The organism is Pseudomonas sp. MM211, from assembly GCF_020386635.1.
In the GTDB taxonomy this organism is placed as follows: domain Bacteria; phylum Pseudomonadota; class Gammaproteobacteria; order Pseudomonadales; family Pseudomonadaceae; genus Aquipseudomonas.
Genome location: NZ_CP081942.1, coordinates 4,755,210 through 4,770,382 on the forward strand (window position 1 = coordinate 4,755,210; position 15,173 = coordinate 4,770,382).

At 61.7% G+C, this 15,173-nt stretch carries 13 protein-coding genes and 1 pseudogene; 8 read left to right on the top strand and 6 right to left on the bottom strand.

What is annotated here, in order from left to right; all coding sequences use genetic code 11:
* Nucleotides 1-33 precede the first annotated feature (33 nt).
* Both argF and K5Q02_RS21890 read left to right on the top strand, forming a co-directional pair.
* Entirely contained in the window at nt 34-954 is a 921-nt protein-coding gene (gene argF, locus K5Q02_RS21885) for an ornithine carbamoyltransferase (RefSeq protein ID WP_225834262.1), read from the top strand.
* Entirely contained in the window at nt 951-2,036 is a 1,086-nt protein-coding gene (locus K5Q02_RS21890; protein WP_225834264.1) for an ABC transporter ATP-binding protein, read from the top strand. Before argF ends, K5Q02_RS21890 begins: the two co-directional genes overlap by 4 nt.
* On the opposite strand, the pseudogene K5Q02_RS21895 reads toward K5Q02_RS21890, so the two are convergent.
* From K5Q02_RS21895 to ybaK, 3 genes and pseudogenes are all read right to left on the bottom strand, one after another.
* Nucleotides 2,033-2,817 (bottom strand): annotated as a pseudogene (locus K5Q02_RS21895) (PhzF family phenazine biosynthesis protein). The gene K5Q02_RS21890 and the pseudogene K5Q02_RS21895 sit on opposite strands and share 4 nt — an antisense overlap.
* A 100-nt stretch (nt 2,818-2,917) precedes the next feature.
* Nucleotides 2,918-3,649: a substrate-binding periplasmic protein gene (locus tag K5Q02_RS21900; protein ID WP_225834266.1), complete on the bottom strand. Its 732-nt coding sequence runs from the start codon at nt 3,647-3,649 to the stop codon at nt 2,918-2,920.
* A 223-nt stretch (nt 3,650-3,872) separates the two neighbouring features.
* Nucleotides 3,873-4,340, bottom strand: a complete 468-nt coding sequence (ybaK, locus tag K5Q02_RS21905; protein ID WP_225834268.1) for a Cys-tRNA(Pro) deacylase — start codon at nt 4,338-4,340, stop codon at nt 3,873-3,875.
* A 365-nt stretch (nt 4,341-4,705) separates the two neighbouring features.
* Here ybaK and K5Q02_RS21910 point away from each other — a divergent pair, with 365 nt between their 5' ends.
* The 4 genes from K5Q02_RS21910 (at nt 4,706) to glpD (ending at nt 9,856) form a co-directional block, all read left to right on the top strand.
* Nucleotides 4,706-5,551: an MIP/aquaporin family protein gene (locus K5Q02_RS21910; protein ID WP_225834270.1), complete on the top strand. Its 846-nt coding sequence runs from the start codon at nt 4,706-4,708 to the stop codon at nt 5,549-5,551.
* 76 nt (nt 5,552-5,627) lie between these two features.
* A complete protein-coding gene (gene glpK / locus K5Q02_RS21915) occupies nt 5,628-7,130 on the top strand; it encodes a glycerol kinase GlpK (protein ID WP_225834272.1) in 1,503 nt (500 codons plus the stop codon).
* Nucleotides 7,131-7,225: 95 nt separating this feature from the next.
* On the top strand, nt 7,226-7,981 hold the full coding sequence (locus K5Q02_RS21920) for a DeoR/GlpR family transcriptional regulator (protein ID WP_225834273.1): 756 nt from the start codon (nt 7,226-7,228) through the stop codon (nt 7,979-7,981).
* Nucleotides 7,982-8,257: 276 nt separating this feature from the next.
* Complete coding sequence (glpD, locus tag K5Q02_RS21925) at nt 8,258-9,856, top strand: glycerol-3-phosphate dehydrogenase (RefSeq protein WP_225834275.1); 1,599 nt, start codon at nt 8,258-8,260, stop codon at nt 9,854-9,856.
* Here the strand turns inward: glpD and K5Q02_RS21930 are convergent.
* Complete coding sequence (locus tag K5Q02_RS21930) at nt 9,780-10,769, bottom strand: alpha/beta fold hydrolase (protein ID WP_225834277.1); 990 nt, start codon at nt 10,767-10,769, stop codon at nt 9,780-9,782. The genes glpD and K5Q02_RS21930 overlap by 77 nt on opposite strands.
* 210 nt (nt 10,770-10,979) lie before the next feature.
* Between K5Q02_RS21930 and metR the strand changes: the two genes are divergently transcribed.
* Nucleotides 10,980-11,900: a transcriptional regulator MetR gene (metR, locus tag K5Q02_RS21935; protein WP_225834279.1), complete on the top strand. Its 921-nt coding sequence runs from the start codon at nt 10,980-10,982 to the stop codon at nt 11,898-11,900.
* A gap of 4 nt (nt 11,901-11,904) precedes the next feature.
* On the opposite strand, the gene K5Q02_RS21940 is transcribed toward metR, so the two are convergent.
* Nucleotides 11,905-13,227: an APC family permease gene (locus tag K5Q02_RS21940; protein ID WP_225834281.1), complete on the bottom strand. Its 1,323-nt coding sequence runs from the start codon at nt 13,225-13,227 to the stop codon at nt 11,905-11,907.
* 106 nt (nt 13,228-13,333) lie between these two features.
* Nucleotides 13,334-14,152, bottom strand: coding sequence for a carbon-nitrogen hydrolase family protein (locus K5Q02_RS21945; RefSeq protein ID WP_225834282.1), 819 nt, complete (start codon nt 14,150-14,152; stop codon nt 13,334-13,336).
* 178 nt (nt 14,153-14,330) lie between these two features.
* On the opposite strand from K5Q02_RS21945, the gene K5Q02_RS21950 reads away from it, so the two are divergent.
* Nucleotides 14,331-15,116: a helix-turn-helix transcriptional regulator gene (locus K5Q02_RS21950; RefSeq protein ID WP_225834284.1), complete on the top strand. Its 786-nt coding sequence runs from the start codon at nt 14,331-14,333 to the stop codon at nt 15,114-15,116.
* The last annotated feature ends 57 nt before the right edge of the window (nt 15,117-15,173 follow it).

Below are 15,173 nucleotides of genomic sequence, written 5' to 3' on the forward strand. Positions count from 1 at the left end.
AACCTACGCCCTGTTGTCAAAAGGTAGTTAACGATGAGCGCAAGACACTTTCTCTCGCTGAAGGACTGCACACCGGATGAACTGGTGGGCCTGATCCGACGCGGAATGGAGCTGAAAGGCTTGCGCAACAGCGGCGTGCTGTTCGAACCGCTGAAGAATCGCGTGCTGGGCATGATCTTCGAGAAAGCCTCGACCCGTACCCGCCTGTCTTTTGAAGCGGGCATGATCCAACTCGGTGGCCAGGCCATCTTCCTGTCGCCCCGTGATACCCAACTGGGCCGCGGCGAACCGATCAGCGACTCGGCCATCGTCATGTCGCGCATGCTCGATGCGGTGATGATCCGTACCTTCGCCCACAGTACCCTGACCGAATTCGCCGCCAACTCCCGGGTGCCGGTGATCAACGGCCTGTCGGACGATCTGCACCCGTGCCAGTTACTGGCCGATATGCAGACCTTCCATGAGCAGCGCGGCAGCATCGTCGGCAAGACGGCTGCCTGGATCGGCGACGGCAACAACATGTGCAACTCCTATATAGAAGCGGCCATCCAGTTCGACTTCAACCTGCACGTCGCCTGCCCTGAAGGGTACGAGCCTGACGCCGCGTTACTGGCCGAAGCCGGCGATCGCGTGAAGATTTTCCGTGACCCGCGCGAGGCCGTTGCCGGCGTTCACCTGGTGAGTACCGATGTGTGGGCTTCCATGGGCCAGGAAGAGGAAATCGCCGAGCGCCACAAGCTGTTCGCGCCCTATCAGGTGAACCGCGCCCTGCTCGATGCAGCTGACGAAAACGTGCTGTTCCTGCACTGCCTGCCCGCCCACCGTGGCGAGGAGATCAGCGAGGATCTCCTCGACGACCCACGCTCGGCCGCCTGGGATCAGGCAGAAAACCGCCTGCATGCGCAGAAGGCGCTGCTCGAATTCCTGGTCGATCCGGCGTATCACCACGCATGAGCCAGCCCATGCTGTTGAGCCTGCGTAACCTGGGTTGCGGCTACGGTGAGCAGCGCATCGTGCAAAACCTCAACCTGCACCTGAATCCGGGTGATATCGGTTGTTTGCTCGGCCCGTCCGGCTGCGGCAAGACCACCACCCTGCGGGCCATCGCCGGCTTCGAGCCGGTGCTGGAGGGTGAAATCAGCTTGGCTGGCGAGGTGATCTCCCGACCAGGCTTTACCCTGGCACCCGAGAAGCGTCGCATCGGCATGGTGTTTCAGGATTACGCCTTGTTCCCGCACCTGAGCGTGGCGCAGAACGTGTCCTTCGGCATCCGCAAGCAGCCCGACTGCGAGCAGGTCACCCGTGAGTTGCTGGAGCTGGTGAAGCTCGACCACCTGAGCAAGCGCCATCCCAATGAGCTGTCTGGTGGTCAGCAACAGCGCGTGGCGCTGGCTCGGGCACTGGCTACCAATCCGCAACTGTTGCTGCTCGACGAACCGTTTTCCAACCTCGATGGAGAGCTGCGCCGACGCCTCAGCCATGAGGTACGCGACATCCTCAAGAGCCGCGGCACCAGCGCCATTCTGGTGACGCACGATCAGGAAGAAGCCTTCGCCGTCAGCGATCAGGTCGGTGTATTCAAGGCCGGGCATCTGGAGCAGTGGGACACGCCGTTCAACCTCTACCACGAACCGCAGACGCCCTTCGTTGCCAGCTTTATCGGCCAGGGTTACTTCATTCGTGGCCAGTTACTGGCGCCGGATGAGGTGCAGACCGAACTGGGCAGCATTCGCGGCAATCGTGCCTATGCATGGCCAATCGGCAGTGCCGTGGACGTGCTGCTGCGCCCGGACGATATCGTCCACGACCCACAGAGCTCGCAGAAGGCCGTGATAGTCGGCAAGAGCTTCCTCGGCGCCGCGACCCTGTATCGCCTGCAGCTGCCTACCGGCAGTCAGCTGGAGGCCTTGTTCCCCAGCCATGCCGATCACCAGCCAGGTGAACAGGTCGGAATTCGAATCGCTGCGGATCACCTGGTGGCATTCGCCGCAGCTGGCAGCGTCGCGGCGCCTTCGACACTGGAACGAACAGACTAGGTCTCGAGATGAAGCCGGCCACTGCTCACCAAACGAGCATGGCCGGCGATCTTCACCCGCTCCCCATCCAGACGGCACCAGAGAAACCCACCGCGCGCGCCGCCCTGGTAGGCAGTCAGTTCGTTCTTGCCCAACTTTTGCGCCCAGTACGGCGTGAGGATGCAATGGGCAGAGCCGGTGACCGGATCCTCGTCGATTCCCACTGCCGGCGCGAAGTTGCGTGACACGAAATCCACCGCCTCACCCGCCGCAGTGATGATGACGGCATCCCAGGGCAACCTGGCCAATGCCCGCAGATCAGGAGTGCAAGCGCGCACTGCGGCTTGCGACTCAAGCAGCACCAGCAACTGCGGGGCATCCAGCACGGCGAGCGGCGTTTGCCCAAGCATCTCGGCCAGCCCTTCGGGCCCGGCGATGGGGGCAGGCCGATGGCAGGGGAAGTCAAGTTCCAGACGATCTTTGTCGCGGCTCACTGCCAGGCTGCCGTCTGCGTAGATAAAGTCGATACGCTCACCCGGTTCTTGATAGCACTCGAATAACACATGGGCGCTAGCCAATGTCGCATGGCCGCACAGTGCTGCCTCGGTCGTCGGCGTGAACCAGCGAATGCGCCAAGCAGCCCCTCCTTCACCACGAACGCGGTTTCGGCCAGGTTGTGCTCGGCGGCGATCTGCTGCATCAGTGCATCGTCGAGCCACTGTTCCAGGCGATAGACCATCGCAGGATTGCCCGCAAAAGGCTTGTCGCTAAACGCATCGACCTGATGAAACTCGAGGGGCATGGGGTGATTCCTGTGAGCGAGTGAAAAAGGTCAGCATGCCTACATCCGCATCGCCCGCTGCGATACAGCACGACGTCAACATGGCATAACAGTCAGGAGATCAACGCTCGCGGCCAATTCCGTAGCGCTGCAGCAGGGCATCCAGGCGACCGTCCTGGCGATAGCGACGTACGCCGTCGTCGAAGATGTCGCGGTAGCGGGGGCTGGAAGACAGTACCGGCGAAAAGGCGATGTAGATGGGCACGTCCGGCATACGGCAACCGACCTCGATCAACTCATCGGCATTCCTGTGCTGATCGAGGTACATGGACATCACCCAGGTGTTCTCCAGTGTGGCATCGACCCGGCCCAGTTCGACCTTGCGTATGTTCAGCGCCAACGCCTGCTCGCCAGCGGCTTGCTGCAGGCGATCCAGATTCTTCTGGTTGCGACGGATATAGTCGTCGAGCGCTTCACCATAGCTATAGCCATTGATCACGCCCAGGCGGATCTGCTCAAGGGATGCCAGGCCGGTATAGCGCCAAGTGCTGTCGGCACGGGCATAGAAACAGTTACGGGAAATGCCGGGAGCTGCATCACCAAACACGAAGTCCGGCGCATCACGACGACCAGCCCCTACCAGCGCATTGACACGGCCGTTGCGCACATCCTGCATCGCACGCGCCCAGTTGGTAACGCGGTACTCCACGTCGATACCCGCCTCGGCGAAGATTTCCCTGGCCAGCTCGACGAAAATGCCAGGCTGCTCGGCACCTTCAGCACAGTTGACCGGACACCATACGTCCGCCTCCATGACCAGGGTTTCGGCCCTGACGCAAGCACTGCCCAACATCGCAGCCGTCAACAGGCTACCTGCCACCCACCGAAACCCTTTAATCACCCGCCAAGCCTCCTGCTCTTGTTGCCGCGCGACCTACCTCCGCTGCGACTCCTTCCAATGCATCCAGCCTCTTAATCAGCGGCTTTATGCAGACAGGCTCCGATCATACAGGGGCGCGCAATTCTCGCCCATGCATGCGGGGGGATCGTGCATTCACAAAAGGCGCTCAGGCGGGCTATCGACCGATTGCCGCAAACTTCGCCTGCGTATGCTGCGCCAGAACTTCGGCACTCAGCTCGACTTCGAGGCCACGGCGCCCGGCACTGACATGGATGCTGGGGTAGTTCAGCGCACTGCTGTCGATGAAGGTACGCAGACGCTTCTTCTGCCCCAGCGGGCTGATACCGCCGACCAGATAACCGGTTGCCCGCTGCGCGGCATCGATTGCCGCCATGTCGACCTTTTTCACGCCCGCGGCCTGGGCCAGCGCTTTCAGATCCAGGGTTCCGACGACCGGTACCACGGCTACCAGCAACTCGCCCTTTTCACTGCTGGCCAGCAGCGTTTTGAACACCTGCGCGGGATCGAGGCCGAGCTTCTCCGCTGCCTCCAGGCCGTAGGACGCCGCCTTCGGATCATGTTCATAACTGTGGATTCGATGTTCGGCGCGAACCTTTTTCAGCAGATCCAGTGCGGGGGTCATGACAGCTCCAGGCAAAAGGTAAGAGCAAAGCAGGTTGCAGCGATTCTAGCGCCGCCGATCAGTAAAAGGCTCTGCTTCAGCCTCGAAAAGCAGACATCGAATATTGCTTGACGAGGGAACCTATCGCGCACTTCGCTGACCTATTGAACTATGCACACGATTGATATCGAAAAAATGAGCCTCTTCTAACGTTCACTTTTTGACAACACGTGTTCTCCGTATATGTTTTTTTCGATTACGAACATTTGCAGTAGTGACAACGTCATCCACATCAGCCATGGCGACTTTGCAAACGGCGACTCCCTGGAGGCCTCGCCAACCCGCTTTGCAGCGGCGCCATACAACAACAAAAATCGAGGTTCATCATGACCGCTGCTCTACGACAACCTTCACTCTCGGGCCAATGCATGGCCGAGTTCCTGGGTACTGCGCTGCTCATCTTCTTCGGTACCGGCTGCGTTGCCGCGCTCAAGGTCGCTGGAGCGAGCTTCGGGCTCTGGGAGATCAGCATCATCTGGGGCGTCGGCGTCAGCATGGCGATCTACCTGACCGCCGGTGTTTCCGGTGCGCACCTGAACCCTGCAGTGAGTATCGCCTTGTGGCTGTTCGCCGGCTTCGAGAAAGGCAAGCTGCCGTTCTACATCCTTGCCCAGATCGCTGGCGCCTTCTGCGGCGCCCTGCTGGTCTACACCCTATACAGCAGCCTGTTCCTCGAATTCGAACAGGCCAACCAGATGGTTCGTGGCTCCCAGGCCAGCCTGGAACTGGCCTCGGTGTTCTCCACCTTCCCCAATCCAGTGCTGTCCACCGGCCAGGCGTTCATGGTCGAAGTGGTGATCACCGCCATCCTGATGGGCGTGATCATGTCCCTGACCGATGACAACAACGGCCTGCCTCGCGGCCCGATGGCGCCCCTGCTGATCGGCCTGCTGATCGCCGTGATCGGCAGTGCCATGGGCCCGCTGACCGGGTTCGCGATGAACCCCGCTCGCGACTTCGGCCCCAAGCTGATGACCTTCTTCACCGGCTGGGGGGAGATCGCACTTACCGGGGGCCGCGACATTCCTTATTTCCTGGTGCCGATCTTCGCCCCAATCCTTGGCGCCTGCATCGGCGCAGCGGTTTATCGCGGCATGATCGCTCGGCATCTGCCCAGTGCGATCGAGCCGGAAATAGAACAGTCGGCAAACCGCGACGTCAAAGCTTCCTGAATTAAACGCTGCGTGATTGCGCTCGAACCGATCATGCGGCATTTCACTATCCGTTCATCCGTCCAAGGCAATCGACATGACTGACACCAACAAGAACTACATCATTGCCCTCGATCAGGGTACGACCAGCTCCCGCGCGATCATCTTCGACCGCGACGCCAACGTGGTGTGCATCGCCCAGCGCGAGTTCACCCAGCACTACCCGCAGAGCGGCTGGGTCGAGCATGACCCCATGGAAATTTTCGCCACGCAGAGCGCGGTGATGGTCGAAGCGCTGGCGCAGGCTGGCCTCCATCACGATCAGGTAGCGGCAATCGGTATCACCAACCAGCGTGAAACAACCGTTGTATGGGATAAGAATACCGGCCGGCCGATCCACAACGCCGTGGTCTGGCAGTGCCGCCGCAGTACCGAGATCTGCCAGCAGCTCAAGCGTGATGGCCTGGAAGAATACATTCAGCAAACCACCGGCCTGGTCACTGACCCCTACTTCTCCGGCACCAAGCTGAAGTGGATTCTCGACCATGTAGAAGGCAGCCGCGAACGCGCCCGTAACGGCGAACTGCTGTTCGGCACCATCGATAGCTGGCTGATCTGGAAATTCACTGGCGGCAAGGTGCACATCACCGACTACACCAACGCCGCCCGTACCATGCTCTTCAACATCCACACCCTGGAGTGGGATGCGAAGATGCTCGAGGTGCTGGATATCCCACGGGAAATGCTCCCGGAAGTGAAGTCCTCCTCGGAAATTTACGGCCACACCAAGAGCGGCATCGCCATCGCCGGTATCGCCGGCGATCAACAGGCCGCACTGTTCGGCCAGATGTGCGTCGAACCTGGCCAAGCCAAGAACACCTACGGCACGGGCTGCTTCCTGCTGATGAACACTGGCGACAAGGCGGTTAAATCCCAGCACGGCATGCTCACCACCATTGCCTGCGGCCCGCGCGGCGAAGTGACGTATGCCCTCGAAGGCGCGATCTTCAATGGCGGCTCTACCATCCAGTGGCTGCGCGACGAGCTGAAGGTCGTCAATGACGCCTACGACACCGAATACTTCGCCAACAAGGTCAAGGACAGCAATGGCGTGTACCTGGTGCCGGCGTTCACCGGCCTGGGCGCACCCTACTGGGACCCCTATGCACGCGGCGCGCTGTTCGGCCTGACCCGTGGCGTGCGAGTCGACCACATCATCCGCGCGGCGCTGGAGTCCATCGCCTATCAGACACGCGATGTACTCGACGCCATGCAGCAGGACTCCGGCGAGCGCCTGAAATCCCTGCGGGTAGACGGCGGCGCAGTGGCCAACAACTTCCTCATGCAGTTCCAGGCCGATATTCTCGGCACTCACGTGGAGCGCCCGGAAATGCGCGAAACCACAGCCCTCGGCGCAGCCTACCTGGCGGGCCTGGCATGTGGCTTCTGGAGCAGCCTGGACGAACTGCGCGGCAAGGCAGTGATCGAGCGTGAGTTCGAGCCACAGCTGGCAGAACCGGAAAAAGAAAAACTCTATGCGGGCTGGAAGAAAGCGGTCAGCCGCACCCGCGACTGGGAGCCCCACGAAGAGGCCCAGTAAGGCAGCAGCCGGGTTTACACCCGGCTGTAACTGGCAGTGAGCAGATTCGTGCGGCATCATGAGCAAATTCCGTGCGGCAGCCCCAAGGATCCCCCATGAATCTGCCTCCCCGTCAGCAGCAAATCCTCGATCTGATCCGCGAACGCGGCTATGTCAGCATCGAGGAGCTGGCCACTGTGTTCGTCGTCACCCCGCAAACCATCCGCCGCGACATCAACCAACTGGCGGACGCCAATCTGCTGCGCCGCTACCATGGCGGCGCCGCCTATGACTCCAGTGTCGAGAACACCGCTTACGCCATGCGCGCCGACCAGATGCGCCATGAGAAGCAACGCATCGGTGAAGCTGTCGCTGCGCAGATCCCCGATCACGCCTCGCTGTTCATCAACATCGGCACCACCACCGAATCCATCGCCCGCGCCCTGCTCAATCACAACCACCTGAAGATCATCACCAACAACCTCAACGTGGCTTCGATGCTCAGTGCCAAGGATGATTTCGACGTGCTGCTCACCGGCGGCAACGTGCGCCGCGACGGTGGCCTGGTGGGTCAGGCCAGCGTCGACTTCATCAACCAGTTCAAGGTCGACTTCGCCCTGGTGGGCATCAGTGGCATCGACGAAGACGGCAGCCTGCTGGACTTCGACTATCAGGAAGTACGGGTTTCCCAGGCGATCATCGCCAATGCCCGCAAGGTGATCCTAGCTGCCGACTCGAGCAAATTCGGCCGCAACGCCATGATCCGCCTCGGCCCCATCAGCCTGATCGACTGCCTGGTGACCGACCAGCAGCCGGTGCCAGCACTCGCTCAGTTGCTCGACCAACACAAGATCCGCCTCGAAGTGGTCTGACCCCACACGCCTCTCCCAACGTTGCCCGAACGACAGACAGCTGATGACTGTCGGCCGGGCAACACACCTCGCCTTTCAAGACGTTCATTCGAACGCAGCCCGAACCTTCGGCCGCTACAGTTATCTGTAGAAATGTTCACGTATTTTCATTCCAACCCATGGCTATGAGTTTTTTCAATCGAATCCTGCTGGATACGTGACTCTTCATGGGTTAGTATTTTCGAAAATGAACATAAATGTTCGAATTCAAATATCAAAGCAACATGAGGCCTGACGATGCCCACATCCAGCTTGTCCACCAGCCCGCTGTCCGAGATCTACGATATCGCCGTTGTCGGCGGTGGCATCAACGGTACTGGCATCGCCTGTGATGCAGCCGGTCGTGGCCTGTCCGTGTTCCTTTGCGAGAAAGACGACCTCGCCCGGCATACCTCGTCGGCGAGCAGCAAGCTGATTCACGGCGGGCTGCGTTACCTCGAGCACCACGAATTCCGCCTGGTGCGCGAGGCGCTGGCAGAACGCGAAGTGCTGTTGGCCAAGGCACCACACATTGTCAGCCCAATGCGCTTCATCCTGCCCCACCGCCCGCACCTGCGCCCTGCCTGGCTGATCCGTGCCGGGCTGTTTCTCTACGACAACCTCGGCAAGCGCAAAGCCCTGCCGCGCTCCCGTGGCTTGCGTTTTGGCGCAGGCAGCCCGCTCAAGGCGGAAATCACCAAGGGCTTCGAATATTCGGATTGCTGGGTGGATGACGCGCGGCTGGTGGTGCTCAACGCCATGGCCGCACGCGAACACGGTGCCCATGTGCACACCCACACGCGCTGTGTCAGCGCACGACGCAGCAAGGGGCTGTGGCACATCCACCTGGAGCGCGCCGATGGCAGCCTGTTCTCGATTCGCGCCAAGGCGCTGGTCAACGCGGCAGGCCCCTGGGTGGCGCGCTTCATCCGTGACGACCTGAAGCAGCAATCGCCCTACGGCATTCGCCTGATCCAGGGCAGCCACATCATCGTGCCAAAGCTGTTCGATGGTGAGCAGGCCTACATTCTGCAAAACGAAGATCGTCGTATCGTCTTCGCCATTCCCTACCTCGACCGCTTCACCCTGATCGGCACCACCGACCGCGAATACAACGGTGATCCGGCCACGGTCAGCATCAGCGACGAGGAAACCGATTACCTGCTGCAAGTGGTCAACGCTCACTTCCGCAAGTCGGTCAGCCGTGAAGACATCCTGCACAGCTACGCTGGCGTACGCCCGCTCTGCGATGACGAGTCAGACGAACCTTCGGCCATTACCCGCGACTACACCCTGTCGTTGTCAGCCCAGGAAAACGAGCCTCCGCTGCTCTCGGTATTCGGCGGTAAGCTGACTACCTACCGCAAGCTGGCGGAGTCGGCACTGGCGCAATTGGCCCCCTTCTTTCCCAAGCTGGGCGCACGCTGGACAGCCGAGGCGCCGCTGCCCGGTGGTGAGCAGATGCAGAGCCGGCAGAGCCTGGTCGACGCACTCTGTGCGCGCCATGGCTGGCTGGATACGGCGTTGGCGCGCCGCTGGGCCGCCAGCTATGGCAGCCGCACCTGGCAGTTGCTCGACAACGTCGAGAGCCTGGAGCAGTTGGGCGAAGACTTCGGCCACGGCCTGTATGCCCGCGAGGTGGATTACCTGCGCCAGCACGAATGGGCCACGGAAGTGGATGACATCCTCTGGCGCCGCAGCAAGCTTGGCCTGTTCCTATCCGCGACACAGCGCAGCAAGCTAGAGCGCTACATCACCCCTGCAGTGCACACGCCGGTGGCTACATCTGCACCAGTTGTACATCCTGCCGGTGAGCTCGCAGATGCGGCAGTACGGCCGCCAGCAACGGCGCCTTGAAACGCTCCTGAAAGCGGTGAGCGAGCCCGGGGATCAGCCGCAGCTCGCTACCGCGCACATGCGCCGCCACGTGCACACCGTGCATGACCGGCAGCAGTGGATCGGCGGTGCCATGCACCACCAGAGTCGGCACCTGCAGACGGTTGAGCAGATCGACTCGGCTGCTTTCTGCGAGAATCGCCAGCAACTGCCGCTCTACCCCAGCGGGATTGAAGGCGCGGTCGTAGGCGACCTCGGCCTGGTGCAGCAACATCGCGCGATCATCCACGACCGCCGGGCTGCCTAGCGCGGCCAGCAGATCCGCCTGCTGTTCAAGCGCCGCTTCGCGGCTGGGCGCGTCACGTCGCGACAACAGCCTTAGCAGTGCCGGGCTTGGCGCCGGCAGGCCCTGAGCGCCAGAGCTGGTCATCACCAGCGTCAGGCTGCGCACCCGCTGCGGCGCCATATCGGCCACGTGCTGAGCGATCATCCCACCCATGCTGGCACCGAGCAGATGAAACTCGCGGATGCCCAGCGCATCCATCAGGCCCAGCGCATCGCCGGCCATATCACGCAGCCCATAAGGCGCGCCGATGGATAACCCGAGGCGATAACGCAGCACTTCGTAGGCAAGGTTGGCGGTAGGTGCCTCGCCGTTCCAGCGGCTCAGGCCGACATCACGGTTGTCGAAGCGGATGACCCGAAAGCCCTGCTCGCACAGCTGCTCGACCACGTCGTCCGGCCAGTGGATCAGTTGCCCACCCAAGCCCATGACCAACAGCAGCGCCGGGTCGCTGCTGCGCCCGATGCTCTGATAAGCCAGGCTCACCTCGCCCAGCGATACGCGTTCGATGCCCGAATCGACCTTGCATATTTCAGTCGCCAGGGACGACAGGCTGCACAACAAGGCAGCCAGAAAAACCACGACGCGCATCATTCATTCCATAGGCGAAAAACCGGATAGCCGAGAAGTGTCGCAGTGATTGGCAAAAGCGCGCTGCCACACAATGGTGACAGTTTGATGAAATCCGCCAGGCGGGATAATCGATAGATGCCTCGACAGTGAGCCGGCGCTGAGAGAAACTCCCTCCATGAAAAACGCTCATCTTCCAGAGCGTTAAGTTGAATATCTCGCAGGCCTGCCATGCTCGAAATCCGTCACCTGAAAACCCTTCACGCGCTGCGCGAGACCGATAGCCTGGTCGAAGCCGCAGAACGTCTGCACCTGACCCAGTCGGCGCTGTCGCACCAGTTCAAGGAGCTGGAGGAGCGCCTGGGCATGCAGCTTTTCGTGCGCAAGACCAAGCCGGTGCGGTTCACCAGCGCCGGGCTACGCCTGCTGCAGCTGTGCGACAACGTGCTGCCCTTGCTGCGCAGCGCCGAACGGGATCTGTCACGGCTTGCCGGCGGCACCGCGGGTCGTCTGCACATGGCAATCGAATGCCACAGCTGCTTTCAATGGCTGATGCCGACCATCGACCAGTTTCGCGATGCCTGGCCGGAAGTGGAGCTGGATCTGGCGTCGGGATTCTCCTTCGCGCCACTGCCCGCCCTGGCCCGCGGCGACCTCGACCTGGTGGTGACCTCCGATCCGCTGGAGCTGTCCGGCATCACCTACGTGCCGCTGTTCACCTATGAAGCGATGCTGGCTGTGGCCAACCAGCACGCGCTGGCCAATCGCCCCTTCATCCGCCCCGAAGACCTGATCAAGGAAACCCTGATCACCTACCCGGTGGAACGGGATCGACTGGATATCTTCACCCGCTTTCTAGAGCCCGCCGACATCGAGCCGGCCCAGGTGCGCACCTCGGAACTGACGGTGATGATGATGCAACTGGTGGCCAGCGGCCGCGGCGTTTGCGGCCTGCCCAACTGGGCGCTGCACGAGTACAGCTCGCGTGGCTATGTGACCGCCAAGCGCCTGGGCGACAAGGGGCTGTTCGCCACGCTTTACGCGGGCATCCGCACGGACATGCTCGATGCGCCCTTCATGCGTGATTTCCTGCTTACCGCCAAGGACACCTCCTTCGCCAACCTCGAAGGGGTGAGCGTCGCCCGGCAGTGACGGCTCAGGCTGCGTCGAACTGTATCTCCGGCGGCTGGCGACGGAAGCCCGCCGTCAGCCACGCAAGGTAGACGACGCCCAGCGCCAGCCAGCACAGGCCGAGGGTGATCGCCAGGTGATCCAGGCTGACCATCAGCCACAGCGTCGCGAACATTCCGAGCAGCGGGAACAGCAGGTGCTGCAGCAGCTCCCTGGCACCGCGACGGGCGCCGCCGATCCAGTAGTGGAAGATGACCGACAGGTTGACCAGCGAGAACGCCAGGAAAGCCCCGAAGTTGATGAACGAGGTCGAGGTGGTCACGTCCAGTTTCAGCGCCAGCAGGGCCACCACCGCACACAACAGGATGCTTCCCAACGGCGTTCCGAAACGTTTGCTCAAGGTACCGAACAGGCGCTTGGGCAGCACGCCGTCACGGCCCATGGCGAACAGCAGACGCGAGGCACTGGCCTGGGCCGACAGGCCTGAAGTGAACTGGCCGACGATCAGACCGATCAGGAATATCGACACGAACAGATCGCCGCCGATATTGCGGGCGATTTCATAGGCGGCGGAATCGGTACTGGTGAACACGGCGCCGGGGTGAGCGAGCTGCACGAAGTAGGAGGTGACGATGAAGATCAGCCCGCCGAACAGGGTGATCAGCAGAATCGCTCTGGGAATGGTCTTCTGCGGATCGCGGGTTTCCTCGGTCAGCGTGCTGACCGCATCGAAGCCGAGAAACGAATAGCAGGCGATGGCAGCGCCGCCCATCACCAGCGGCAGGCTGAAACTACCGTCGAAGAACGGCTTCAGGCTCCACAGCGGTTTGCTGCCATCCCCTGCCACGTAATGCACGCACAGGGCAACGAAGGCCGCCAGCACCAGAAGCTGCACCACCATCAACAGGCCGTTGACCGTCTTGGCCAGTTGCAGGCCTACCACGTTGATCAGCGAGGTCACCACGATGAACCCAAGTACCCAGACTGCCTGCGGCACATCCGGAAACGCCGAACCCAGGTAGGCTGCGCCGATAAGCCAGATGGCCATGGGCAGGAACAGATAATCGAGCAGCACCGCCCAACCGGCGAGAAACCCCAGCTTGGCGTTGATCGACTTGCGCACATAGGTATAGGCGGAACCGGCCACCGGAAAGGCCGCGGCCATTTTTGCGTAGCTCAGCGCGGTGAACAGCATGGCCAGTGTGGCGGCCAGGTAGGCGGCGGGCACCTGCCCGTTGGTCACGTCGGCAAGAATGCCGAAGGTACCGAGCACGATGATCGGGGTCATGTAGGCGATGCCGAACAGCACCACCGAACCCAGTGACAGGGTACGTTTGAGATTGGCCATTACTGCTACTCCGAGATTATGATTTTTATGGCAGAGCCGAAGTCGGCGAACACAGCAGCGCCCACCGGGCACTGGCCCGGCGGCAATGCGGAGGTGGGCCTCCGTCTTAACGTGGAATCAGTAGTTCTCGACGCCCGTCCGGGTAGTCGATGCGCTCGCCAGGCAGCGTCAGGCGCCGCTCGTCGAGGTAGCGGTAATCGCTGCAGGCAGCCTGCAGTTGATCGAGGTCGAGTTCGACGATCTGCCGACACTCTTCGCGACCGGCCTCGCACAGCAACTGGCCGAACGGATCGACGGCACTGCTGCCGCCAGCGAACACCAGATCGCCATCGCCACTGCCCACACGATTGACCATCACCGCGAATGCCTGATTCTCCATGGCGCGCGCCATGATCGCCGTGCGGTGGGTAGGGCCGTAGGGATCCATGTTGCCGTTGGTGACGATGATCAGGTCGGCACCGAGCTGCGCCAGCGCCCGGGCGCTTTCCGGAAACTCGATATCGAAGCAGATCAGAATGCCGACCCGAATACCCTGCCAGGGCACCGTCACGTAGCGGTCACCCGGCGTGAAGATGCCGCGGTCGGACGACCACAGATGGGTCTTGCGGTAGCGCATGGCGATCCCCGCCGGGGTGATCAGCAGCGTCGTGTTGTAGAACACCCCGGCGTCGTTTTCGGCCATGCCAATGGCCACCGAGACGTTGCGCTCGCGAACCGCTTGCTGCACGGCCTGAATCGTCGGGCCGTCGATCGGCTCGGCCAGCTCGGCGATGTTGAGCGCGGTCGGGAAACCCATCAGGTGGGTTTCCGCAAACACCAGTAGATCGGTACCCTCGGCGCTGTCGTCGATCGCCTGCAATGCGCGGCTCAGGTTGTATGCGGTGTCGCCATCACGGCCACGCATTTGTACGAGTTCGATCTTCATCTCGATTTCCTGTTGTTTTGTCCCAGGCCGATAAAAAGCGTCAGAATCGGCCTGGTATTTCTTTGCCTGACAGGTCGTTCGAATTGCCTCGCTGACCTGCCGATGCCGTACCCCGAGTATGGCGGCAAGCATCGACGCCGGTAATCACGCGGGCGGGTTAACCCATTGGGGGTAGGAAGTGGGACTTTCGTTGCAGCACATCGCCTGGCACCAGTCGGTTGGCAAACTCATCGAGGGGCTGGATCGTCCCGCTTTCTGGACCGCGCTGGTGCGCGTTCTGGAGCAGTACGTAGCGTTCGACAGCTGGGTGGTGCTGATCTTCAGCGACGCACGCCCCCAGGTTCTCGCCGAGTGCCCCGGGCTGGACGGTGGCCCCGACACTCTGTTCCTGGACTACCTCAAGGGTCTCTACCAGCTCGACCCGTTCTACATCGACAGTCGAGAACGCAGCATGGGTGGCCTGCTGCATCTGGCAGACGTGGCACCGGAACGCTTCGAGCAAACCGACTACTACCAGCGCTATTTCCGCCTCAACGTGGTGGTCGACGAAGTGCAGTTCAACGTCCCGCTGCAGAATGGCCGAACCTTGTGCCTGTCGCTGGGTGCACGCCACCGCTTCAGCCCCGAGAACCTCGCGTTGCTTGGCCTGGTGCAGCCTTGGGTAAGCGGCCTGATGCGCCAGCGCCTGGCCTTCGATCAGCACCTGCTCGGCACCACCACGCCCGCCCCGGCTCGCCCGCACCCCCAAGGCAGCGCCGGGCACTGGATGGAAAACACCCTTACGGCGCGGGAGCTGGACGTCGCCCGGCTGATGCTCAGCGGCTGCTCGGGCAAGGAGATCGCCCGCAAATTGTGCATCTCGACGGAGACGGTCAAGGTGCACCGCAAGCACATCTACGGCAAGCTGGGGATAAAGTCGCAATCCGAGCTGTTCGCGCTGTTTCTCCAGGCGCAGCAGGACTGACAGCCCCTTGATCGGCATCACCGCCGCGCCATGATTCACCCCCCATCAGGAAACGCT